The sequence below is a fragment of the Thiovibrio sp. JS02 genome, assembly GCF_053485635.1.
In genome coordinates this window covers 527,529-549,044 of record NZ_CM130715.1, presented here as the reverse complement: position 1 = coordinate 549,044, position 21,516 = coordinate 527,529, and the positions used below count along the sequence as shown (strand labels likewise).

The 21,516-nt window shown below is 59.1% G+C and carries 19 protein-coding genes; 5 read left to right on the top strand and 14 right to left on the bottom strand.

The window, feature by feature from the left end:
* Window positions 1–15 precede the first annotated feature (15 nt).
* Entirely contained in the window at window positions 16–492 is a 477-nt protein-coding gene (tsaE, locus tag ACUUL3_RS02715) for a tRNA (adenosine(37)-N6)-threonylcarbamoyltransferase complex ATPase subunit type 1 TsaE (protein ID WP_448554339.1), read from the top strand.
* A 132-nt stretch (window positions 493–624) separates the two neighbouring features.
* Here tsaE and ACUUL3_RS02710 read toward each other — a convergent pair whose 3' ends face one another.
* The 6 genes from ACUUL3_RS02710 to purD form a co-directional block, all read right to left on the bottom strand.
* Window positions 625–2,382, bottom strand: a complete 1,758-nt coding sequence (locus tag ACUUL3_RS02710; protein ID WP_448554337.1) for an ATP-binding protein — start codon at window positions 2,380–2,382, stop codon at window positions 625–627.
* Window positions 2,383–2,385: 3 nt separating this feature from the next.
* On the bottom strand, window positions 2,386–3,231 hold the full coding sequence (locus ACUUL3_RS02705; protein WP_448554335.1) for an HDOD domain-containing protein: 846 nt from the start codon (window positions 3,229–3,231) through the stop codon (window positions 2,386–2,388).
* A 153-nt stretch (window positions 3,232–3,384) separates the two neighbouring features.
* A complete protein-coding gene (locus tag ACUUL3_RS02700) occupies window positions 3,385–3,711 on the bottom strand; it encodes an Hpt domain-containing protein (RefSeq protein ID WP_448554333.1) in 327 nt (108 codons plus the stop codon).
* Between the two features lie 199 nt (window positions 3,712–3,910).
* Complete coding sequence (locus ACUUL3_RS02695; protein WP_448554331.1) at window positions 3,911–4,549, bottom strand: L-threonylcarbamoyladenylate synthase; 639 nt, start codon at window positions 4,547–4,549, stop codon at window positions 3,911–3,913.
* A 45-nt stretch (window positions 4,550–4,594) separates the two neighbouring features.
* Window positions 4,595–5,080, bottom strand: coding sequence for a 5-(carboxyamino)imidazole ribonucleotide mutase (purE, locus tag ACUUL3_RS02690; RefSeq protein WP_448554330.1), 486 nt, complete (start codon window positions 5,078–5,080; stop codon window positions 4,595–4,597).
* Window positions 5,081–5,083: 3 nt separating this feature from the next.
* A complete protein-coding gene (purD, locus tag ACUUL3_RS02685) occupies window positions 5,084–6,364 on the bottom strand; it encodes a phosphoribosylamine--glycine ligase (protein WP_448554328.1) in 1,281 nt (426 codons plus the stop codon).
* 319 nt (window positions 6,365–6,683) lie between these two features.
* On the opposite strand from purD, the gene ACUUL3_RS02680 reads away from it, so the two are divergent.
* Window positions 6,684–7,274, top strand: a complete 591-nt coding sequence (locus ACUUL3_RS02680; protein ID WP_448554326.1) for a TetR/AcrR family transcriptional regulator — start codon at window positions 6,684–6,686, stop codon at window positions 7,272–7,274.
* A gap of 23 nt (window positions 7,275–7,297) precedes the next feature.
* Here ACUUL3_RS02680 and greA read toward each other — a convergent pair whose 3' ends face one another.
* The 4 genes from greA to ACUUL3_RS02660 all read right to left on the bottom strand — a co-directional run bounded on the left by greA (window position 7,298) and on the right by ACUUL3_RS02660 (window position 14,666).
* Window positions 7,298–7,780 (bottom strand): transcription elongation factor GreA, encoded by a 483-nt coding sequence (gene greA / locus ACUUL3_RS02675; RefSeq protein WP_448554324.1) that lies wholly within the window; start codon window positions 7,778–7,780, stop codon window positions 7,298–7,300.
* A gap of 419 nt (window positions 7,781–8,199) precedes the next feature.
* Window positions 8,200–12,357 (bottom strand): tetratricopeptide repeat protein, encoded by a 4,158-nt coding sequence (locus tag ACUUL3_RS02670; protein ID WP_448554322.1) that lies wholly within the window; start codon window positions 12,355–12,357, stop codon window positions 8,200–8,202.
* Window positions 12,358–12,431: 74 nt separating this feature from the next.
* On the bottom strand, window positions 12,432–13,625 hold the full coding sequence (locus tag ACUUL3_RS02665) for a DegT/DnrJ/EryC1/StrS family aminotransferase (protein WP_448554320.1): 1,194 nt from the start codon (window positions 13,623–13,625) through the stop codon (window positions 12,432–12,434).
* A 51-nt stretch (window positions 13,626–13,676) separates the two neighbouring features.
* A complete protein-coding gene (locus tag ACUUL3_RS02660; protein WP_448556419.1) occupies window positions 13,677–14,666 on the bottom strand; it encodes a sigma-70 family RNA polymerase sigma factor in 990 nt (329 codons plus the stop codon).
* Window positions 14,667–14,967: 301 nt separating this feature from the next.
* On the opposite strand from ACUUL3_RS02660, the gene lepA reads away from it, so the two are divergent.
* On the top strand, window positions 14,968–16,761 hold the full coding sequence (gene lepA, locus ACUUL3_RS02655; protein WP_448554318.1) for a translation elongation factor 4: 1,794 nt from the start codon (window positions 14,968–14,970) through the stop codon (window positions 16,759–16,761).
* Between the two features lie 43 nt (window positions 16,762–16,804).
* Here lepA and ACUUL3_RS02650 read toward each other — a convergent pair whose 3' ends face one another.
* The 4 genes from ACUUL3_RS02650 to hisI all read right to left on the bottom strand — a co-directional run bounded on the left by ACUUL3_RS02650 (window position 16,805) and on the right by hisI (window position 19,300).
* The gene (locus tag ACUUL3_RS02650) at window positions 16,805–17,077 is read right to left on the bottom strand and encodes a hypothetical protein (RefSeq protein WP_448554317.1); all 273 of its coding nucleotides are present in this window, start codon (window positions 17,075–17,077) and stop codon (window positions 16,805–16,807) included.
* A gap of 121 nt (window positions 17,078–17,198) precedes the next feature.
* The gene (yihA, locus tag ACUUL3_RS02645) at window positions 17,199–17,795 is read right to left on the bottom strand and encodes a ribosome biogenesis GTP-binding protein YihA/YsxC (RefSeq protein WP_448554315.1); all 597 of its coding nucleotides are present in this window, start codon (window positions 17,793–17,795) and stop codon (window positions 17,199–17,201) included.
* Window positions 17,796–17,855: 60 nt separating this feature from the next.
* Complete coding sequence (hisG, locus tag ACUUL3_RS02640) at window positions 17,856–18,728, bottom strand: ATP phosphoribosyltransferase (protein WP_448554313.1); 873 nt, start codon at window positions 18,726–18,728, stop codon at window positions 17,856–17,858.
* Entirely contained in the window at window positions 18,725–19,300 is a 576-nt protein-coding gene (gene hisI, locus ACUUL3_RS02635) for a phosphoribosyl-AMP cyclohydrolase (RefSeq protein ID WP_448554311.1), read from the bottom strand. The genes hisG and hisI overlap by 4 nt, the downstream gene beginning before the upstream one ends.
* Window positions 19,301–19,617: 317 nt before the next feature.
* Between hisI and ACUUL3_RS02630 the strand changes: the two genes are divergently transcribed.
* Window positions 19,618–21,123, top strand: a complete 1,506-nt coding sequence (locus tag ACUUL3_RS02630; RefSeq protein ID WP_448554310.1) for a hypothetical protein — start codon at window positions 19,618–19,620, stop codon at window positions 21,121–21,123.
* A gap of 127 nt (window positions 21,124–21,250) precedes the next feature.
* Window positions 21,251–21,472, top strand: a complete 222-nt coding sequence (locus ACUUL3_RS02625; RefSeq protein WP_448554308.1) for a hypothetical protein — start codon at window positions 21,251–21,253, stop codon at window positions 21,470–21,472.
* Window positions 21,473–21,516 lie beyond the last annotated feature (44 nt).

The window sequence follows — 21,516 nt, the reverse complement described above, 5'->3', positions numbered from 1 at the left end:
GGGATCGGCTCTTCCATGCCAGACGACTTGATTCTCCCGCTTCCCGACCTTGCGGCCACGGCCAGGCTTGGTCGTTACCTGGGCGAAATTGCCCGGCCCGGCGACGTCATAACCCTCTCCGGGTCGCTGGGGGCCGGCAAGACCACCCTCACCCAGGCCATCGGCCAGGGGCTGCAGGTACCGGAATCCTGTTACATAACAAGCCCGACCTTCAGCCTTATGCACGAATATCCGGGCCGGCTCCCCCTCTACCACATGGACCTCTACCGCCTGACCGACGAGACGGAAATCGAGGAACTCGGCTTTGAAGAGTATTTCCATGGCGCCGGGCTCACGGTCATCGAATGGCCGGATCGGCTGGGAAGCCTCATGCCCGGGGACCGCCTGGAGATCACCATGGATTTTCAGCCCCCCGCGTCGCGGCAGTGCCGCCTTACGGTTTTCGGCCCAGGCTGGCGGGAACGGATCGGGATGCTCAAGGAAAAAGGGTAAGGCAACAGCGCGGCAAGGCAAGAACACCGGAGAATTTCAAAACGATTTTCTTTGCGCCTTGGCGTTGTTGCGTTAACGACCGGGGGAAGGGAACTGCTTTTCTCCGACAGGACGCCGGAGTGGCAACCGTGTTTAAGGATGCTCCGGCATCATCTCGCTGACGACCTTGGCCAGCTTGGCCTTGATGATCGGCTTGGTGAGAAACCCGTTCATCCCCGCCGCGTAACAGGCGTTTTCATCCTCCTTGCGGGCATGGGCGGTCAGGCCGATGACGACCAGGGGCTGGAGCAGATCCCGCAGGCAGACATACTGCGCCTTAAGCGCGGCATCCGCCTCGATCTCCCGGATCTTCCTCGTCGCCGTTATCCCGTCCATATTGGGCATCTGCACATCCATCAACACCAGATCAAAGCGCTGATGCTTAAGGCGCTCCATGGCCTCCACCCCGTCGGAAGCCACATCCACCTCGTAGCCCTCCCGCTGGATCAGAATGGTGGCAAGGCGCTGGTTCACGGCATTGTCTTCAACCAGCAGAATCCTTCCGCCCTTGCCATGCGTGGCAGCAGCCCCCTCCCGCGGCGCCTTGAGCGGGATCACTTCGGCGGGCGCCTCTTCCAGGGGGAGCATGAAAAAGAAAGTGCTGCCCTTGCCGACCTCGCTCTCCACGGCAAGCTGCCCCCCCATCAGCCCCACCAGCTGCAGACAGATGGCCAGCCCCAGGCCGGTGCCGCCGTATTTTCGGGTGGTGGAGCCGTCCGCCTGGGTGAACTTGTCAAAGATAGCCTCACGCCGGTCGGCGGGGATCCCGATGCCGGTGTCACGCACCGAGAAACGGCAGAGTATCCGACCCGCGACCTGGCGCTCATGGGCAACCCGAATGTCGATCTGCCCCTGTTCGGTGAACTTCATGGCATTCCCCACCAGATTCACCAGAACCTGACGCAGACGGATACTGTCCCCCAGAACCCGGCGAGGAATCCGCTCATCGATGGAACAGAGGATCGCAACCCCTTTTTCCTTGGCAGGAAGCTTGAACAGGGAGCAGACGTTGCCCACCACCTCACCCAGGTCAAAGGAAATGTGCTCAAGCTCAAGCTTGCCCGATTCGATCTTGGCCAAATCCAGGATGTCGTTGATCAGCGAAAGCAGGCTGGACGCGGACTGGGCAATGGTTTTCGTGTAATCCGCCTGCTCGCAGTCGAGGTTCGTCTCAGAGAGCAGTTCGGTGAAACCGATGATGGCGTTCATGGGCGTGCGCAATTCATGGCTCATGTTGGCAAGAAAATCGCTCTTCAGCCTGCTGATCTCCTCAAGCCTCGCGTTGGCTTCCCGCAATTCCGCGGTCTGCTTGGCAATCTCGCTCTCCAGCTTTTTGGCGTATTCCTTTTCCCTCTCCTGGTTGAGACGGTATTGCCGGTAATTGTCTTCAATGAGCTTGCCGTGCTGCTGCTTGAGGATGGTGATCTGGGTCAGGGCCTGCTCCTTGTCGGCAACCAGGATCTCCTGCTCCTGGCGCACCAGAGCAAGCTCCAGAGAGTTCCTGAGCAAAGCGGAGCCGCCGGGAACGGCGGTAAGGTCCTGGGCTCCCTCGGGAAAGGAAAATATCAGCACAGCGTCCAGACTGGGAATCTGCCGGGCATAGCAACAGAAACCGTCATCCGTTTTGCCGCTGACGATGGCGGGCGCATGCCTGGCCCTTTCCACGAGCTTCTCCCGAACCGGCAGAGAAAGATCCAGGTTTTTTTTGCCGGCAAGAACGACGCCGGCCGCGCCCTGCATCAACAGGGCCGCCTCGGGCAAGACCTTTTCGACCATGGAGAGAAAGCCCTGCAGCTCCTCGCCGACATCGACCAGATCCTCGAATATGGTTTCAAAGGTGGGCTCGGTCATATGCTATTCAGAATCCGACTCATACAACTCTTTGGCCTTTGCCATCTCGGCGGGAAGATCCCTGATGATGATCTTGTAGTTGGCCATCATGTTCTTCACGTGCCTGGCCAGATCAGGGGGCAGTGGCTCGATGGGACCCGGGATGGGCCAGTATCGCATCTTGGCCGCCATGAACTCGGAAAGCTGGAGAATGCTGCCGATGCTGGAAATCGCCTTTTTCTGGTTGGAAAGATGATGCGATTTGATGGAGGCAAGAACCTCTTGGGGCAGATTCCAGTCCTTGGCAAGAAGGTAGCCCACCTCGGCATGGTCGGTGCCAATGGCCTCCCGCTCACATTCGATCAGCGGACCTTTCCCATCCCGGAAGGCCCTGCAGGCCTCGCGGAGCTGTTCGCCCGCCACCTGATTTTCGACAATGAGGCCGATATCGTGGATAATGCCGGCCAGAAAGACATCCTCTCCCTCCTGAGCGAAAATCCGTTTTGCCACCATTTCCGCCAAAATGGCCACCGTGGCGGAATGCAGCCATAACTTCTGGGCGGAGAAGTCTTCCCCATCGCCTTTGAACATGTTGCGCAGGGCTTCGACGGCGACAAGGTTGCGCAACTGCTTCATGCCGGTAAAGACGACCGCTTTGGCGATGGATTCGACCTTCTGGACAAGGCCGAAATAGGGGCTGTTCACCAAACGCAGCAATCGGGTGACCAGAACAGGATCGAGCTTGATGATCTCCTCGAAATCCTGCATGGTGCTGTTGTCGTCGTTGGCAAGCTGGGTAACCTTGATTGCCACATGCGGCAGGGTTTTCAGCTCGCTGAACTTTTTGATTATGTCATTCGCGCTGGGCATGACGGAAGGCGGGTTGTCTCCATTATCTGTTCTCGGCCGCGCACCCGAAACCGGCGGCGGTTATGCCTCGCAGCCCATGAAATTATCGCTTCGCCCCTGCGCCGCAAGGCCATCAGCCACACCCTTCCTGGTCGGCCGGGACCAGGCTTCGGTTCACCGCAGATCATCAAGGGCGGCAAGAAGATCGGCAAGCTCGGGCACCTGCCGGGCCAGGGCCGCCAGATCACCGCCACGCCCCGTTTTTTCCATTTCCGCGGCAACCCTGCGCACGCCAGCCACTCCGAGGCTGGCGGCGGCCCCTTTAATGCTGTGGGCGGCATCCGCCACCGCAACGGCGTCTTCCCTGCTCAGGCCATCACGGATCCGCTCCATATCGGCAGCGGAAGAATCCCGGAAAAGGACCAGAAGTTCCGCCAGCATCTCCTCATCATCCCCTGCCTGCTCCAGAGCGAAATTTCTATCCCATTCAAGATCTGCCATTATTTTTCCTTATCGTGGAGTTGCCGTCGGATATTCCCGGCAGCGAAGACCGGGAAACACGAACCACTCGGTCTAATTCAATTATCATACCGAAATCGTTATGGATCAGCAAACAGATAAATGGAAAAATCCTGCCCGGCCGGGTTTTTTTCCATTTCACGGTGAACGGGAGAGAAAAGCGAAAAAAGCGGAGGGCCGATCAATGTCCGGCCACAAGGGCCAGAATGTCGGCAAAGGGAATCACCCCCTCGCGGAGCAACCGCACCTCGCCTTCTTCGCAGCCGATGATGGTGGAGCCCTTGCCGCCCGGGGTGACGCCGCCATCCAGGACAAAATCGACATCCGGCCCGATCTGGTCGATGACGCCGGCGGCATCCACGGCGGCAGGCTGGCCGGAAAAATTGGCGGAGGTCGCGGTTATCGGCGCCCCAAAGACCTGCACCAGACGTCGGGCAACGGGGTGGGAGGAGAGACGGACGCCAACGGTGCCGCTGTAACCGGTGAGCATGGCCGGCAGCGTCGCCACTCCCGGAAAAACGAGGGTCAGGGCGCCAGGCCACAGCGTACCCATCAGAATTTCAAAAGGCGGCGGGACTTCGGCGACAAGCCGGGAAAGCTGGATCCGGTTTTCGACCAGAACCAGCACGGGCTTGTCCGGCGGCCGCCTCTTCAGGGCGAAAAGACGCGAGAGGGCGGCCTGGTTCAGGGGATCGACCGCCAGGCCGTAATAGGTTTCCGTGGGATAGGCGACAACGCCGCCGGCCAGCAGCACCTCCCTCGCCCTTGCCAGATCCTGATCCGTAACGATATGCTCTGCTTCTTCTTCCCGTCCTGACACTGGCGCAGCCCGCTCCTTCCCGCTCCTTCCCGGTCCTGCCCGCCCTTACCCGCGGGAAAGATTACGGTTCTTTGCCTCGACCTCCGCGGCCATATCCTCTTTGAATTCTGCCAACTTGCCGGCAATGACGCCATCGGTAATCCCGAGAATCTGGGCAGCCAGGATCGCGGCATTCCTGGCGCCGGCCTTGCCGATACCCATGGTGGCCACGGGAACGCCCGGCGGCATCTGCACGGTGGAAAGCAGCGAATCGAGCCCGTTCAAGGAAGAGGAATCCACGGGCACGCCGATCACGGGCAGGGTGGTGTGGGCGGCAAGCACCCCGGCCAGGTGGGCGGCCATGCCGGCCGCGGCAATGATCATCTTCAAACCGCGTTCGCGGGCCGTGCTTGCATAATCGGCGGCCCGATGCGGGGTCCGGTGTGCGGAGGCGACCGTCACCTCATAGGGAATATTCATCTTCTTCAGAAAATCCATGCAGCCCTGCATAACCGGCAGGTCGGAATCACTGCCCATCACAATGCCGATCATCCCTCATCCTCCTGTGCGGCCAAGAGCCTTGCCGCCGATGTCTTTCCGGTAATAACAGCCATCCCAGGATATATCGCCAACCGCCGCATAGGCCTTGGCAATGGCATCCTGCACCGTCGCCCCGAGAGCGGTGACGCCGAGCACCCGGCCGCCGTTGGTCACCACCTCGCCATCCCGCCGGCTCGTGCCGGCGTGAAAAACCACCACGTCCCGCCGCTGCCCCGCCTGGGCAAGCCCCCGGATCACCTTGCCCTTTTCATAGGAGCCCGGATATCCCCCCGCCGCCATGACCACACAGACCGTGGGCCGCGGATCGATTGCCAGGGATACCTCGGCGAGCCGGCCGTCGATGACCGCCTCCATCACCTCGACAAGATCCCCCTCAAGGCGCATGAGGAGCGGCTGCGCCTCAGGATCCCCGAAGCGGCAGTTGAACTCAAGCACCCTGGCGATGCCGTTATCGATCATCAGCCCCGCATACAGCACACCCTTGTAGGGGCACCCCTCCGCGGCCAGGGCCTGCACGGTGGGATACATCACCTTTTCCATGACCTGCCGGTGCACGGCCTCGGTGACCACCGGCGCGGGTGAATAAGCGCCCATGCCGCCGGTATTGGGCCCCTGGTCGCCGTCGAAGATGGCCTTGTGATCCTGGGAGCTGGGCAGGGGCAAAATTGTTTTCCCGTCGGTAAAGGCCAGGAAGGAGGCCTCCTCGCCGCGGAGAAACTCCTCGACCACCACCCGGCTGCCCGCTTCGCCGAAGGCCTTCTCCTTCATGAAGAGATCAACGGCGGCCTTGGCCTCTTCAACCGTTGTCGCGACAATGACCCCCTTGCCGGCGGCCAGACCGTCGGTCTTGACCACCAGGGGCGCTCCCTGCTTTTCTATATAGCGCAGGGCCGCCTCCCGGTCGGTGAACGATTCGTAAAAGGCGGAGGGGATGGCATATTTTTTCAGGAGATCCTTCATGAAAACCTTGCTGCCCTCAAGCTGGGCGGCCTTCCGCCGCGGGCCGAAGACCCGCAGGCCCTCCTGCTCGAAGCGGTCCACTATCCCCAGGGAGAGAGGCACTTCAGGGCCGATGACGGTAAGCCCCACCCTTTCTTTCTTGGCAAAGGCGATCAGGTCGTCGATGGCGGTGGAACTGATCTCGACACAGGTCGCATGGGAACTGATCCCTGCATTGCCCGGCGCGCAGAAGATCGCCTCCACCCGGGGACTTTGCTTCAATTTCCAGACCAGGGCATGTTCCCGCCCGCCTGAGCCAACAACCAGAACGTTCATCAATGGATCTCCTTCCCCGCCATCAAAGGGATACAAATCGTTTTTACCGAAAAAAACGCCTCTTTGCAAAGTGAAACAATGTACCTCAAAAATCCCTGCCAAGAAAGTGCAAAATCACGCCGCATCGGGCAGAACCGCGCGGAATTCGCGGAGCACAACTTCCCGGCCCGGGTGATCGTCACGCCCCCGCTTTTTCACCTTGACACAGCCACATTCCTTTTCTAAGATAGGGTCTCCAAACTGAATGAATACACATTCACAAATCGCGCGGAGAACTTCCTCTGGCGCCCCCATTTCCTCTCAGCCCGCAGATCAGTCCATGAGAACATCCGACAAGCACTCAAAAATTCTTGAGGCGGCCATCAAGGTCTTCGCCAGAAAAGGCTTTTTCAACGCCCGCATTTCCGATATCGCCACCGAGGCGCAGGTTGCCGACGGCACCATCTACCTCTACTTCAACAACAAATACGACATCCTGATCTCGCTCTTTGAGGAGGAGATCGGCAAGATCATCCTGGAGGTGAAGCTCCTCACCGAAAAGGAATCCGACCCCATAAAGATGTTGGACATTTTTGCCCTGCATCATCTGAAGCTCATGGAAGAGAAGAAGGAACTTGCCGAGGTCCTGCAGATGGAGCTGCGCCAGAGCAACAAATTCATGAAGGAATACAGGAATACCAAATTTATTGAATACGTGGATGTGGTTTCGGCCATCGTCCACAAGGGCCAGGAAACGGGACTGTTCCGCGCCGATGTCCTGCCCGGCGTTTTCAAGCGGGCATTTTTCGGCGCCCTTGACGAAACATCCAGGCTGTGGGTTCTCTCCCCGGACCACAACTACACCATCGAAGAGGCCGCCCATCAGATCAGCGCCATCTTCACCCATGGCATTCTGAAGAAAGACTCATAAACGCACCGGCCGGCGCCCGACAGTTACTCCTTGGGCGCCGTGATGTCCATCACCTCAAACTGCCGCATCCCGCCAGGGGTTTTCACCGTAATCTCGTCGCCGATGCTCTTGCCGATCATCGCCTTGCCGATGGGGGAAAGGACGGAAATGCTGCCCTTGCTCACGTCAGCCTCCTCCGGCCCCAGGAGCTGGTAGCGGATCTCTTCCTCGGTGTTGAGATCCACCAGGGTCACCACCGTCCCGAAGACAACCCGGGAACAATCAACCGCCGAACAATCGATCACCTCGGCCCGGCCCAATTTATCCTTGAGTTCCATGATCCGCCCTTCGATATGGCCCTGACGCTCCTTGGCGGCATGATATTCTGCGTTTTCCTTGAGATCGCCATGGCCGCGCGCCACCTCAATGGCCTTGATCACTTCGGGCCTCTCCTGCCTCTGCAGGCGATCCAACTCCAGCCGCAACCTGGTATATCCCTGTTGAGTCATGGGAATACGCTCAACCATCTCATCCTCCTCGCTGAGGTACAGCACTAAAAAAAAATGGCCGCTTTCCCGGGGAGCGGACACACACCACTCACCCCGGCCAAAACGGCGGCCTTTCCAAGTAACGCAATGGGAGCGCCCTGCCGGAAGGCAGGGTACGCTGTCAGAGAAACCTTCAACCACAAACAAAAGAACCACGGGCCTGCCAGCCATGGGCGGCTTGGTGATTTTTTTCGCCGCCAACAATCGCCGGCGCCGCGGACAAGCCTCCATGGCAAAAAGCCGAGCCACCTATGGTGTCCGTCGGCAACTCCTTGATTCGTGGCCGCGGCCCCGTATGCCTCGGAGGTTTTCACAAGACCGTCAACAATTAGCACACGGAAAAAAAGATTGCAAGGGAAAGCATGCCGGAATCCCCATGCGCAGGCCATGGGCACGGCTCACCAGCGATAGGACGCCCCGAGATAGAATTGCCTGCGCCGATACTCCTGACTGGTGGCAAGCTCTGCCGTTGCTTCGAGCATGACATGCGGAGTGCACTCCACGAAAAAACCACCTCGCCAGCTCTGGATGGGGTAGCCCTTTTCATCGTAGGACAGGGTATACTCCAGGTCGTAATAGCGCGGTACGCCCCGCCTGAACTGATCATCGGAAAGCTGGTGCCTGAAATACACGCTGAAACGGTTCTGCCAGTAATTCATCGGCGTCCAATAGGGATGATCGGTCAGGGCAAAACCGTCGGCCTGCATGGGACCCCCTCCGCCGGCGCTGTTCGCGTCCTGGTAATCATAGGTATAACTGAATCGCAGAAAGGCGGGGTCGAAAAAAAGGAGATAGGCGGCCCAGAAATCATAGCCCTGCAGGTCGTTGTTGTCCGAAAACTCTTTATAGAGGTAGCCGCCGCCGACCTGCACGCTTGCAAGAAGATCCACCACCATGTCTGCCTTGTAGTCCTGCTGGACGATATTCCTGCCCAGGCTCGCCAGGGTATCATGATTCACGTCCCGGCCGTAGGAGAGCGTCCCGGTCAGACGATCGCTCAACCGCCCCTCAAGGGCCAGATCAAGCACCGTGGTGTCGGGCTGGCCGTTTTCAAGGATTTCCGCGCCGCCGCCCGCCCTCAGGGCGAGATGTTCGTTCACCGCCGCTCCATAACTCACAAGGGCGCGATTTCCGCGGATCCTTGCCGTCCGATCCGGATCGCGATATTCGAGACGGGCCAGATACACCGTCCACTCCTCCTGCAGATAGGGCGAATAGTGGAATTGCCCCTCTTCCCAACTTTTCCGGATGGCCTTATAGCCCTCCCGCCCTTCCTCCCGCAGTGCCCCGTAACCCACGGAAAGCCAGGGCCGACGTTTCAGGGCATTGCGCTGCCTGGCCTCTGCCACGCCGGGAAACGCCGCCCCGGAAGTGGCAATGTCTTCATACAGGGACGCCTCCGGCCCCAACTGTCCGAACCGGCTGTAAATCCCCGCCAGGTCAAAACGCAGGGACGCATCCTGCGGATACTCCCGCAGCAACCGGCGCAGGTAGGTCGCCGCAGTCAGGTATTCGCGATCGCCCAAAGCCTCGCGGGCGCTCCCTTCCAGGGCGAACCGCTTCTGCCAGCAATATCTGGCATACCAGGGAACAACCACTCCGTTGCTTGCGGCGGCCTCCGAAGAAAGCAGGCGCTCCGGCCGCATCAAGGCATCAAGGGAAGCCTGTCTGTCGAACTCCGGCACGGTCAGTTTGCGCCAGAGGCTTGATTCGTCGTGCAGGGGAAGAGCCACTCCGGCCCGCTCTCCCTGCGCCTTGATCTGCTCCTGCACCGATGGGGCAAGAAAATCGGCATACGCTCTGGCGGCATTGTCCCAATCATGTCGGGCCCAGAAAATTCTGGCTCTCAGCAGCGCCAGGTCCGGACGTTGCGTGCTCGCTCCCGCCTCGCTTAGAGCCAGAGCCTCGCTGAAACGTCCGTTGTTGAAAAGCTGTTGGGCAAGCAGCGCCGTGGCGTGATCATGTTCGGGAAACTCGCGGACCACGCCCTGCAAAATCCGGATTGCCTGGCGGGAATCACCGTTTTCGAGATGCGCTCCGGCAACAAGCATGGAAAGCGCAACCGAATGGGGATATCTTCCCGCGGCCTCATCGGCAACCCGGCAGAGTTCCGGGAACAGCCGCTGCCGCTGCAACTGGCCGAGAAACTCAAGAAGAAAGCGCAGATCCTCCCGGACCGTGGCCACGGTCCGGGCCAGAAGCACCTCGGCTTCGGCGGACCGGCCCTGTTGTTGATAGATACGGATCAGGAGCGCCTGCGTGGCAAAATCCCTGTCCGGCTCCAGAAAAGAAACCGCCAGAACCTCCGCCTCCCCATAACGCTCCTCGGCAAGCAGCAGCTCCGCGCGGAGAAGTCCGGCCTCCCGCCGGATGGAGGAATCAATGCCGCGATTTTCCCCGCTCGGGGCCGCGACGGCGGTTTCGTCGGCAGGCTGCCCCAACAACCGCAAGGCGGCCCGGGTTTGCCCTTCCGCGGCCAGAAGCCTGACGCGAAAGAGCCTGCCGTCGCCCTCCCGAGCGGGCAAGGCGACAAATTTTCCCTCGGCGGCGGAAAGAGCCTGGTTCCGTTCCAGCGCGTCAAGCCACACCGCTGCTTCCGACAAGCGCTTTTCCGCGAGCGCCAGGGAAAAAAGCCGGGCAAGAACTTCCCCCCTTCGCGGCCCGACCAGATAGGCCTGCCGCAGGGCCTGTTCCGCCTCAAAGGGCAATGCCCGTTTCTGCTGAAGACGGGCCACCCCGAGCAGGGAGGCGGTTTTCAGCCCGGCATCGTCACCGTGCTCATCGAGGAGGCTTGCATACTGCCGTCCAGCCTCGGAAAAGGCGGACGCATCGGTCAGGGCTTCGGCAATGCGCAGCCGGGTCTGGGGCGCGGCATGGAACTCCTCGCTCTTCTCCGCCAGCAGCCGACTGTGCTCAAGCACCTTATCCTGCAACCCGAGACGGCCGGCCAGTTCGATGCAGCGCAACCTGATTCCCGCCACCTCCCCCTCCTCCGCCAGCAACCCTTCATAAAGGGCAAGGGCCTTTTCCGACCGGTTCAACCGCTCATAGACGGAGGCCTCCCCCGCCCGCACCTCGGGACTCCTCACCCCCAGGGCCGACAACCGGGAAAAAATGGCGAGGCTCTTTGCCAGATCCCCCCGGTCAAGATACATGCGGGCCAGTTTTTCGAGCACCTTGCCGTTCCTGGGATCCTGGGCATATAAAATCTCCAGCACCTCAAGCAGCTTTTGCCGGCGCGCCAGGTGCGCCCACATGGCATTGGCCTTCTCGTCATCCCCTGCCGCGAGCAAGGCCCTTGCCCTTTTCGCCAGGATCTCCGGATCGTCCGGGGTGCTGAGGAGAATGCGATCATAGAGGGCGACCGCCTCGGGATAGCCGCCGCTTTCTTCGTACAGGGCCGCGGCCTTGGCCAGATTTTCCAGGTTGGGCTCCGATTCGAGGCTCAAGAATCTGTCCAGCGCCAACAGGGACTGGGTTTTATTGCCCAGAGCGGCATGGATATCCACCACCATCCGCAGGACATCCTTATCGTTGGGCTGGACCACGATATAGCGCTCAAAATAGTCCAGGGCCTCGGGATAACGGTTCATGCCGAGGTAAATCTGCCCGAGCCGCTTCAGGAGCTGCGGCGAGGAAGGGGTTTCCTTGAGCAGGGGAAGAAGATAGGGCAAGGCGGCTTCCCCCTTGCCTTCCTTGAGATAGTAGGCAGCCAGGCGCGCTCTGCCTTCCGGGTGCAACGGATCCCGCAAAACCAGACGCTCCCAGTATTCCACCCCCAGGTTCTCAAGCCCCAACCGGTCGAGCACCCGCGCCGCGTTGAGCAGCGACTCGCTGTCCGCCGTTTCCGTATTGGCCAGGGCGAGAAGATGGGGTCGGGCCTTGTCGTAGTAGCCGAGTTCATAATAGAGGCGCCCCAGTTCCCTGCGGACCCAAAGTCGGTCAGGGGCCCGCTGGGAGAGAATTTCCAGGACGGGCAGGGCTTCCTCTCTTTTCTGGAGCGCGACAAGGCCGGATGCAAGCCCGGAAAGGGCTTGCAGGTTTTCCGGATCGTGCTGCCGCGCCCTCCTGTACAACTCCACCGAGCGGCTGATCGCGCCCTGGCCGCCGAGGGTTTCCGCCAGGGCCAGAAGATACTGCAGGTTGCCGGGCGCCGTCTCCACCAGCATTTCAAGGTGGGGGACAGCCGCATCCGCTTTTTTCACCTGCAAAAGCAGGGTAACCAGTTCCCACTGGGCGGCCTCAAGCCCCTGACGCGCATCCAGGAGTTTTTCATACACCGGCACGGCCTCAAGCAACCTCCCTTCGCGAACCAGACGCCTGGCCTCGTCCCAAAGGGATTTCCAGGCAATGTCGTTGTCTGACTTGAGCTGAATGGTGCGCGCCGGCACCTCAACTTTCTGATTCAGGGCGGATGAAACGTCTTCGCCGGCGGAAGCGGGCACCGGCGGGAAGGCGGGGAGAAAAAAAAGTGCCAGTACGCAGATCGGCATCACCCGCGAGGCAACCGGGCAAAGAATGAACTTTCTCAAGGAGGAGTGCGCGCTTTTCGGCATCAGCAGGGGATGTCCTTTCGAAAAAGGGACAAAGGACGGTTTTTCATCGCGGCCGGGCAAGGATGCGGCGGCTGCTATGCTTTATAGAATTCGCCGATCTTCTCGACGACATAGCAAAGCATCTCCTCGCTAAGCTCCGGATAAATGGGCAGGGCCAGGGTTTCCAGCGCCGCCATTTCCGCTTCCGGATAGGAGAGTTGCTCGTAACCCATGCCGGCAACGCATCCTTGCCTGTGCAAGGGAATGGGATAATAAATCTCGGCGCCGACATCGTTCTGGTGCAGATGCCGGATGAGCCCGTCTCTATCCTTGGCCCGAATGACAAACTGATTGTAGATATGGTAGTCACAATCCGGCCCGGCGGCCCTGCCCTGCTCCTCATAAACAGCCCGGGGCAGCCGGACCGCCCCGGCCTCGCCGAGCCCGGTTTGCGCAAAGAGGCGACAATAGATTTCGGCATTGCGACGCCTGGCCTTATGCCATTCAGGCAGATGCGGCAGCTTGATGTTTAATACCACGGCCTGGATCGGATCGATACGGAAATTGCCGCCGACCACGCCGTGATGGTACTTGGGCGCGCCGCCATGCACCCGGATCACCCGGATATGCTCGGCCAGCGTGTCGTCGTTGCAGGTGATGAGCCCGCCATCGCCGATGCCGCCCAGATTTTTGCTGGGGAAAAAGGAAAAACAGCCGGCGTCGCCCATGGCGCCCGCCCGCAGCCATTTCGTTCCGCCTTTTCCGGTCATGGGATAGGCGGCGCCGATTGCCTGGGCGGCGTCTTCCACCACCGGCAGGCCATACTCGCCGGCCAGGGCAAGAATGCGTCCCATGTCGGCGCACTGGCCGTAGAGATGCACGGGGATGATCGCCTTGATCCGTCTCTCCCCCCGGGCGTCCGCAGCCAGAACCTCGGCCATCAGATCGGGGTCGATGTTGTAGGTGAGCGGGTCGATATCGGCGAAAACCGGGCGGGCGCCAAGGCGCAGGATGCAACCCATGGTGGCGAAAAAGGAGTAGGGGGTGGTCAGCACCGCGTCGCCCGGCCCGATTCCCAGGGCCATGAGGGCCGCCAGCAGGGCATCGGTGCCGCTGGCCACCCCGATGCCGTGCCGCGCTCCGCAATAGGCGGCGACATTGTTCTCGAACTCTTCAACCCTGGGGCCGAGAATATACTGGGTCGAATCAATGACCTCGGTCACCGCGGCGAGAATCTCGCCGCGTAACGGCCCTAACTGGCATTTCAAATCAAGAAGGGGAACACGCATCGCTTTTCCGCAGGCCCCCGCGGAGACCGAGGGGCAGAGTTGTTATGGGGATCAAGAACGCCAGGGATTCAGAAATTCATCAAGAAAATCTTTGATATCAGGCACTTCCTTTTCAAAGAAGACCCGCATTTTTTTCAGGAGATTGGCCTCGATCTGCCGGACCCGCTCCCGGGAAATCTCAAACCGATCGGCAATGTCCTGGAGTGTCAGGGGTTCATCGTTGAGCAGGCGCGTGGCCAGGATGACCTTTTCTTTCTCGTTCAGGGTGGTCTGCAGCTTCTCCAGCACCTCGGCCAGCCATTCCCGGACCTCTTTTTCCGCCACCCGTTCTTCCACGGTGGGACCGACCAGGGGCAGAAAATTCTTCTGCTCCTCGTCCGAGCCCTCGCGCACCGGACTTTCCAGGGAAACATCCCAGTTGTCCATGCGCTGGCTCATCTCGATCACCTCACTTTCCTTGACGTTGAGGCGTTCGGCCAGCAATTTCGGCTCCGGTTTGAAGCCCTGCGATTCTAGCAGTTTTTTTTCTTTATTCAAGCTGAAAAAAAGTTTGCGCTGGGCCTGGGTGGTGCCGATCTTCACCAACCGCCAGTTATCCATAATAAACTTGAGGATATAGGCCCTGATCCAGTACGCGGCATAATAGGAAAACTTCACCTGCCTGTAGGGATCGAACTTCTTTACCGCCTGCACCAGGCCGACATTGCCCTCCTGGATGAGATCGAGAAAGTTCTGCATCCAGTACTTCTGGAAATCCATGGCCACCTTGACCACCAGACGCAGGTTGGAGGTCACCAGCTTGTAGGCCGCCTCGGGATCGCCGGTTTCCTGAAAATAGCGGGCAAGCTCGTCGGTTTCCTCCCGGGAAAGCAGCTTGTACTGGCTGATCTCCTGCAGATAGCGGTGGAGGCCGGCATTGCCGACGGCCGGCAAATACTCGTCGTCCGAAAGGGTGACGAGCGGATGCAGCTCCTCCTGCTCGTTCTCCGGTCCGTCCTCGTCGTCGGTTATTATCTCAATGACTTCAGGGTCTTCTTTCATGGCTGTCATTATTAATACAACCTGGGTAAAGGTCAATCTCTTTCAGCACAATCACGCGGCCCGGCGGCTGTTACGGAATCATACCCGGGCGATTTTCCCGGAAAATCGTTGCCGACTCCCGCCACCGGCCCCCGGACCGCCCATGATACAAAATTGTATTTGCAACCCCATCTTTTTATGATAGATAGCCAGATTCTCTGTTACTATTTCTACAATCCTTTTGTCCGTCCGCCCGCTTTTGCCAAACCGGCGGCAAAGACGCGACGCACACGATTCAAGAACAAGCCAACCGCATATCCACATGGAAAACATTCGCAACTTCAGCATCATTGCCCATATTGACCATGGCAAGTCCACCCTGGCCGACCGCTTCATCCAGATGTGCGGCATGGTCAGCGACCGCCAGTTCAAGGACCAGCTCCTCGACAACATGGACATCGAGCGGGAACGCGGCATCACCATCAAAAGCCAGACCATCTGCCTCCCCTACAAGGCGAAGAACGGCAAGGAGTACCTCTTGAATCTGGTAGACACCCCGGGACATGTGGACTTCAGCTACGAGGTTTCCCGGGCCCTCGCCTCCTGCGAGGGCGCCCTCCTGCTCATCGACGCCGCCCAGGGCATCGAGGCCCAGACCCTGGCCAACCTCTACCTGGCCATGGAGCATGAGCTGGAGGTGATCCCGGTTATCAATAAGATAGACCTGCCCTCCGCCGACCCGGACGGGGTTGCCCTGCAGATAGAAGAGGATCTCGGCATGGATCCCGCCAGCATCCAGCGCTGCTCGGCAAAGACCGGCCAGGGAGTCGACACGATTCTTGAGGCCGTCGTCAATCTGCTCCCCCCCCCGAAGGGCGACCCGGAAAAACCGCTGGAAGCACTGATTTTTGATGCCTTTTACGATCCCTTCCGGGGGACCGTCATCTCCTGCCGCGTTTTCGAAGGACGGGTCAAACCCGGAGACACCATCATCTTCATGTCCAACGAGGCGGCCTACCGGGTGGAGGAAGTCGGCCTTTTCCGGCTGACCCGCGAACCACAGAAGCAGTTGTGCGCCGGGCAGGTCGGTTACATCATCGCCGGGATCAAGAATATCAGCGACACCCGGGCCGGCGACACCATCACCCTCAAGGAGCGCCCCTGCGCAAAGCCCCTGCCGGGCTTCCAGGAAGTCAAACAGGTCGTTTTCTCCTCGATCTATCCGGTGAGCACCGACGACTACGAAACCCTGGCCACCGCCATTGAAAAACTGACCTTGAACGATGCCGCCCTCTCTTACCAGAAGGACTCCTCCACCGCCCTGGGCTTCGGCTTCCGCTGCGGCTTCCTCGGCCTTCTCCACCTGGAGGTTATCCAGGAACGCCTGGAACGGGAGTTCGATCTCTCCCTGATCCTCACCGTGCCTTCGGTGAACTACCACATCTTCCTGAAGGACGGCAGCATGATCGAGGTGGACAACCCGGCCTACTATCCGGACCCGACCACCATCGACACCATCGAGGAGCCCTTCATCAAGGCCACCATCCACATGCCGGAACGCTACATGGGCGTGGTCATGACCCTTTGCATGGAGCGGCGGGGCGAAAACACCAATTACCACTACCCCATGCCCGGGCGGGTCGAGTTCACCTGCGAACTGCCCTTGGCCGAAGTGATCTACGATTTCTACGACAAGTTGAAATCCGTCACCCAGGGCTACGGATCCTTTGATTACGAACTGCTGGACTACCGGAAGAGCGATCTGGTCAAATTGGATATTCTGGTGAACGGGGAACGGGTCGATGCGCTCTCGCAGCTGGTGCATCGCAACAACGCCCGGGCCCGCGGCCTGCACGCCTGCGAAAAGCTGAAGGAGGAAATCCCGCGCCAGATGTTCAAGATCGCAATCCAGGCGGCCATCGGCGGCACCGTCATCGGCAGGACGACCATTTCCGCGCTGCGCAAGGACGTTTTGGCAAAATGTTACGGTGGCGACATCAGCCGGAAGAGAAAACTGCTCGAAAAGCAGAAGGCCGGCAAAAAGAGAATGAAAACCGTGGGCAACGTGGAGATACCTCAGAGCGCCTTCCTGGCCGTGCTCAAGTCCGACCAGTGATTCCCGGCCCCTTCCCGTCTCCGCCAGCCGAAAACGCCGACCGTCACTCCCCCATCTGCGGGCAGTTGCCGGCAAGTACGCACTCGACCTTGCGCGAGAGAATCTCCTGCACCTCCGCGGAAGTCAGAACGGAACTCCTCTGCTTCGAGATATAGACGATACAATCCTTGCACACATTAAGGCCGCTGCGGAAATCATCCAGATCCAAGGCCACTTCCCAGCACGCTCTGGCGCCTGCCTCCCGCCGGGCGAGGCAGCTCTCCTGATTGCCGCACCGGGTGATCTCCCAACAGTGCCATTCATTCTGCTTAGCCATTGTCATCCATCCTCACACTTCAAAAAAATATAAACCACCCTCATGCCGGGCGGCAGTTGCATCGAGAATATTTTTTTGCACGACTTTGGATTTCAGCAAACCCTAAAGCAGCATAAAACCACTAAGCCAAAAAAGTCGCAAGTGCTGAAAGCAGCTCTTCCTTGCCGGCCCCTGTTTTTGCCGAAAAAAGCACCCGTTCGTTTTTGGCGAGCCCCAGGGCGGCATCAAGAATCGCAGCCTGCCGGAACTGCTGGTTTCCGGAAAGTTTATCGCGTTTGGTATAGACGATGAGGAAGGGACGGTTGTTGGCGCGCAGCCACTCAACAAGCTCACGGTCCTGCGCCTTCAGGGCATGGCGGATATCGATCAGCACCACCACGCAACGCAGGGTATCGCGACCCAGAAGATAATCGCTGACAAGCCCCTGCCATTCATCCTGCAGTTTTTTCGAAACCCTGGCAAAGCCGTAGCCGGGCAGGTCGACGAGATAGAGCCGCCTGTCCACCAAAAAATAATTGAGGCTCTGGGTCTTGCCGGGCCTGGCGCTGACCTTGACCAGATTCCTGCGGTTGACCAGGCGGTTGATCAGGCTGGACTTGCCCACGTTGGAGCGGCCGGCAAAGGCGATTTCAGGGAAACCGTCCTCGGGCAGATGCCCGACCTTGTATGCGCTTTTTATGAACTCGATCTTCGAGTAATTGACGGTGGAATCGGTCAAACCCTTTTCTCCCGGCGGCCACGCGCCTTATTGCCCCTGCGGCCGCCAGGCCGGCCGGGACTAGATAACCTTGTTCAGCGAGTACTCGATGATCCCTTCGGCCCCGCTTTTCAAAAGCTTCGGAACCAAATCGCGGACCTCGTGCTCGGAGATCACCGTTTCCACCGAATACCATTCCTTCTGGTAGAGATGGGCAATGGTCGGCGCATTCATGCTGGGCAGGATCTTGATCACCTCGTCCAGCCGGGTATGGGGAACATTCATCTTGAGCCCGACGATCTTGTCGGCCCGCAAGGCGCCCTGGAGAAGCAGGGCGATGTTTTCGATCTTTTCCCGCTTCCAGGGATCGGCCCAGGCCGCCCTGTTGGCGATGAACTGGGTGTTGGAGGCCATCAGTTCATGGATGATTCTCAACCCGTGCGCCCGGATGGTGCTCTCGGTCTCGGTCACCTCGACAATGGCGTCGGCAAGACCGGAAACCACCTTGGCCTCGGTGGCGCCCCAGGAGAAGGAAATATCCACGTTGATGCCCTGGCCGGCGAAAAACTTCCTGGTGTAATTGACCAACTCGGTGGCGATCTTTTTGCCCTCAAGATCCTTGAGGCTGGTAATTTTTGAGTCGCCGGGCACGGCCAGCACCCAGCGGGTGGGCCGCTTGCTGACCTTGGAGTAGACAAGGTCGGCCACCACCACCACGTCGGATTCATTTTCCAGGGTCCAGTCCTTGCCGGTAATACCCGCGTCGAGTACGCCCTTTTCCACGTAGCTGGACATCTCCTGCGGCCGACAGATGGAGCAGGAGAGCTCCGGGTCATCGATTTCGGGAAAATAGTTACGGGAAGAGAGCTTTATCCGCCAGCCGGATTTTTCAAAAAGTTCGATGGTCGCCTTTTCGAGGCTTCCCTTGGGCACACCCAGTTTCAGAATGTTCATTTTTTATATACCTCCCCGGGATCAAACACCGGTGTATCGTTGATCGTTAACTCTTCCCCTTGCGCCTTCCTGAAAAAACAGCTGCGATAGCCCTTATGACAGGCGGCGCCGCCAAGCTGCTCGACCTTGTAAATCACGGTATCCGCGTCGCAGTCCACCAGGATCTCCTTCACCAGCTGCACATGGCCCGAAGACTCCCCTTTCAGCCAGATCTGGTTGCGGGAACGGCTCCAATAATGGGCTTTGCCCGTGGCCAGGGTTTTTTGCCATGCCTCCTCGTTGATATAGGCAAGCATGAGCACCTCGTTGGTCAGATGATCCTGGGCAATGGCCGGCAGGAGACCGTTCCCCTTATCAAATCGCAGTACGCTCATAGTGTTCGCAGACCCGACAGTTTGGTTGTTCTTCCTCTCCACCGAGGGCGCGGGGTTTTGGGTCTCCTTTGCCGCGCGCTCCTTGGCAAGAAAATGGATCAGACAGGCGCTTCTGAACTTGCAGTATTCCGTGGGCCTCCGGCAGACGGCCGTTTCGGAATCAACTTTGTCCTTGTATTTTTCACAGACCAGCTCCATTGCAACCCCTGAAAAACTCGCAGAATATGCCTATCTGCCTGTCTTGTCAAGAAATTGCCGCATCGGAACGCCGGATCCTTGCAAGAAAAATCAAAAAGGAGCAAAAAACGCCCCGCCACGAGGAGGGAAGGCTCCCGGAGTTCCTCGCCACCCGGGCGTCCAGGCCCGGCGCAGGAGCGAGATCGGATTAACAGTGGCACATCCCCGCGAAATTGACTATGATAACAGGTTTCCCGCCACGCGACAGCAAGCGGGAAACAGCGGCTTCAACATATTGATTTTATACATTTCCCCCAAGAGATACCCACAGACAAGAAATGTCCGGAACCGTCGAGTTTGTCCGCATACAGCCGCGCTTTGACCAGCCTCCCCAGGGCCAGGCCCGGAGCATGCCGGCCGAGGGCTTTGCCCCGGTCGAGGAGATGATCGACAAGGCAAAGGCCAGGCTTGCCGCCCAGAGAAACGAGGCATTCACCCTGCCGACAGATCCGCGGGTGACACAATGGAAAAAGTTCAATTTCACCCGCTACGAATACCTCCTCAGCTTCTTTAAACTGTCTTCCATGCTGGCCGAAGCCAGGGATCAGCACCCCGCCGCGACACAAAACGTCCTGAGATATATCGAAAAATGTGAAAATGAGCTGGGCGCCCTGGAGATCGACATCCACCGCAGGACAGTGCGGCCCGGAAGCGCGCTTGCCAAGGCGCAACGGATTATCGAGGGGTGCGCCGAGTACAAGGACACGCTCGATTCCTGGCGCGGCCACCTCAACAGGCTGCTCATTGCCGACAAAACCATCAGGGAAAATCTGTTCCTCGCCGCCCTGCTGCCCATTGCCAGGGAGTTGAGCAAGAAGAACGCCGAGCTCGTCGAGGACGGTTTCATTTTCTACAGCATGGTCAAAGACGACGAACAGGCCAATGGGCACAAAACCCTGCACGAACTCAAGGCCCAGGCGATTGACCTTGAAAAGAGAATCAGGACCGTGGACCTTGGCGGACTTTCCGGCCTGGCCAGAACCATCGTCGACCACCAGCTGCAGGTGGTGCTGCGGACAACCGATCAGGTGAAGTCCTTTATTGAGTATTTTCTGCAAAACCTGCCGGGAGAAATTCTTTCCGTGGACAGGATCCAGCAGGAGCTGACCGGCCTGAAACAGGCCCCGGCCCCGGCCATTCTGGAAAAGCTTGATGCACTGATTCCCACCCTGGCCCGCAACCTCATCGACCTGCGCCACAAGGCAAAGACCCTGAAGCAGATCCGCCTGCTGCCCCTGATTCTCGATGAGATAAAAAATCTCCAGCTCTCGCTCAAAACCACCATTCTCCCGGAACTGCAACGCCGCATCAAGGAAACAGGCTCCAGCGTGAACCCGAACAGCCTGGCCGCGGAAAAAACCGCGGAGTTCTTCATGGGCCTGAAAGGATTCGTCCGGGCGGTGAAGCTGCTTTTCAGTTCCCTTGGCGGCCAGAAGGTCGTCAAGGTGGACGATCTGCACAAAAAGATCGTCGATATCCTCACCAGTTGCGAGGTGTATTACGGCAGCGAGCGGGAGGAACTCGGCAGGCTGCAGAATTTCATCGATGCCAAGCTCAGCGATTTCGACCGGCCCTTCCCCTATGAGGGGATATATCAGATCGTCAAGGAGTCCATCGCCGCCTACGGTACCCGGCTGGAGAAACTTTTATTCAGCTTCGAGGTAACCGATTACACCAATGAAGACGCGGAGGAAAGCGCCGCCCATACGGAAAAAAGCACACTGGGGCGCCTGATCGCCAAATTGGAGGTCCGCTCGGCAAACCTGGAGAGCGCCAAAGGCTGATGGCCTCTCCTTCAGTATCAAGGGCAGAGGCACCGACAATCAACAACACACACCGCGAGGAGATCGGCACCGTAAGGATCCCAGGCCCCCGGCGGGCGCTTCCCTGCGATGGCGACCAAAACCGACCATGCTGCAATTTCTTGAACAGATCCCTTTTTCCCTCTTGCTGATTCTGGCAGTCTTCATGCTGCTGGCCCCCTTTCACCCCATGCCGCATGTGGTTGAGAAGATCATCATGCTGAAGAACGGCGAGCTCAAACGGCCTCTCGATATCTTCGACCTCTGCTTCCACCTGACGCCCCTGGTGCTGCTCGGCCTCAAGTGGTGGCTGACGGGCGGCCGCTCTTGACCTCGCCGGGATATGGTCTTATTGTGAGCACCATTCCGCCACCC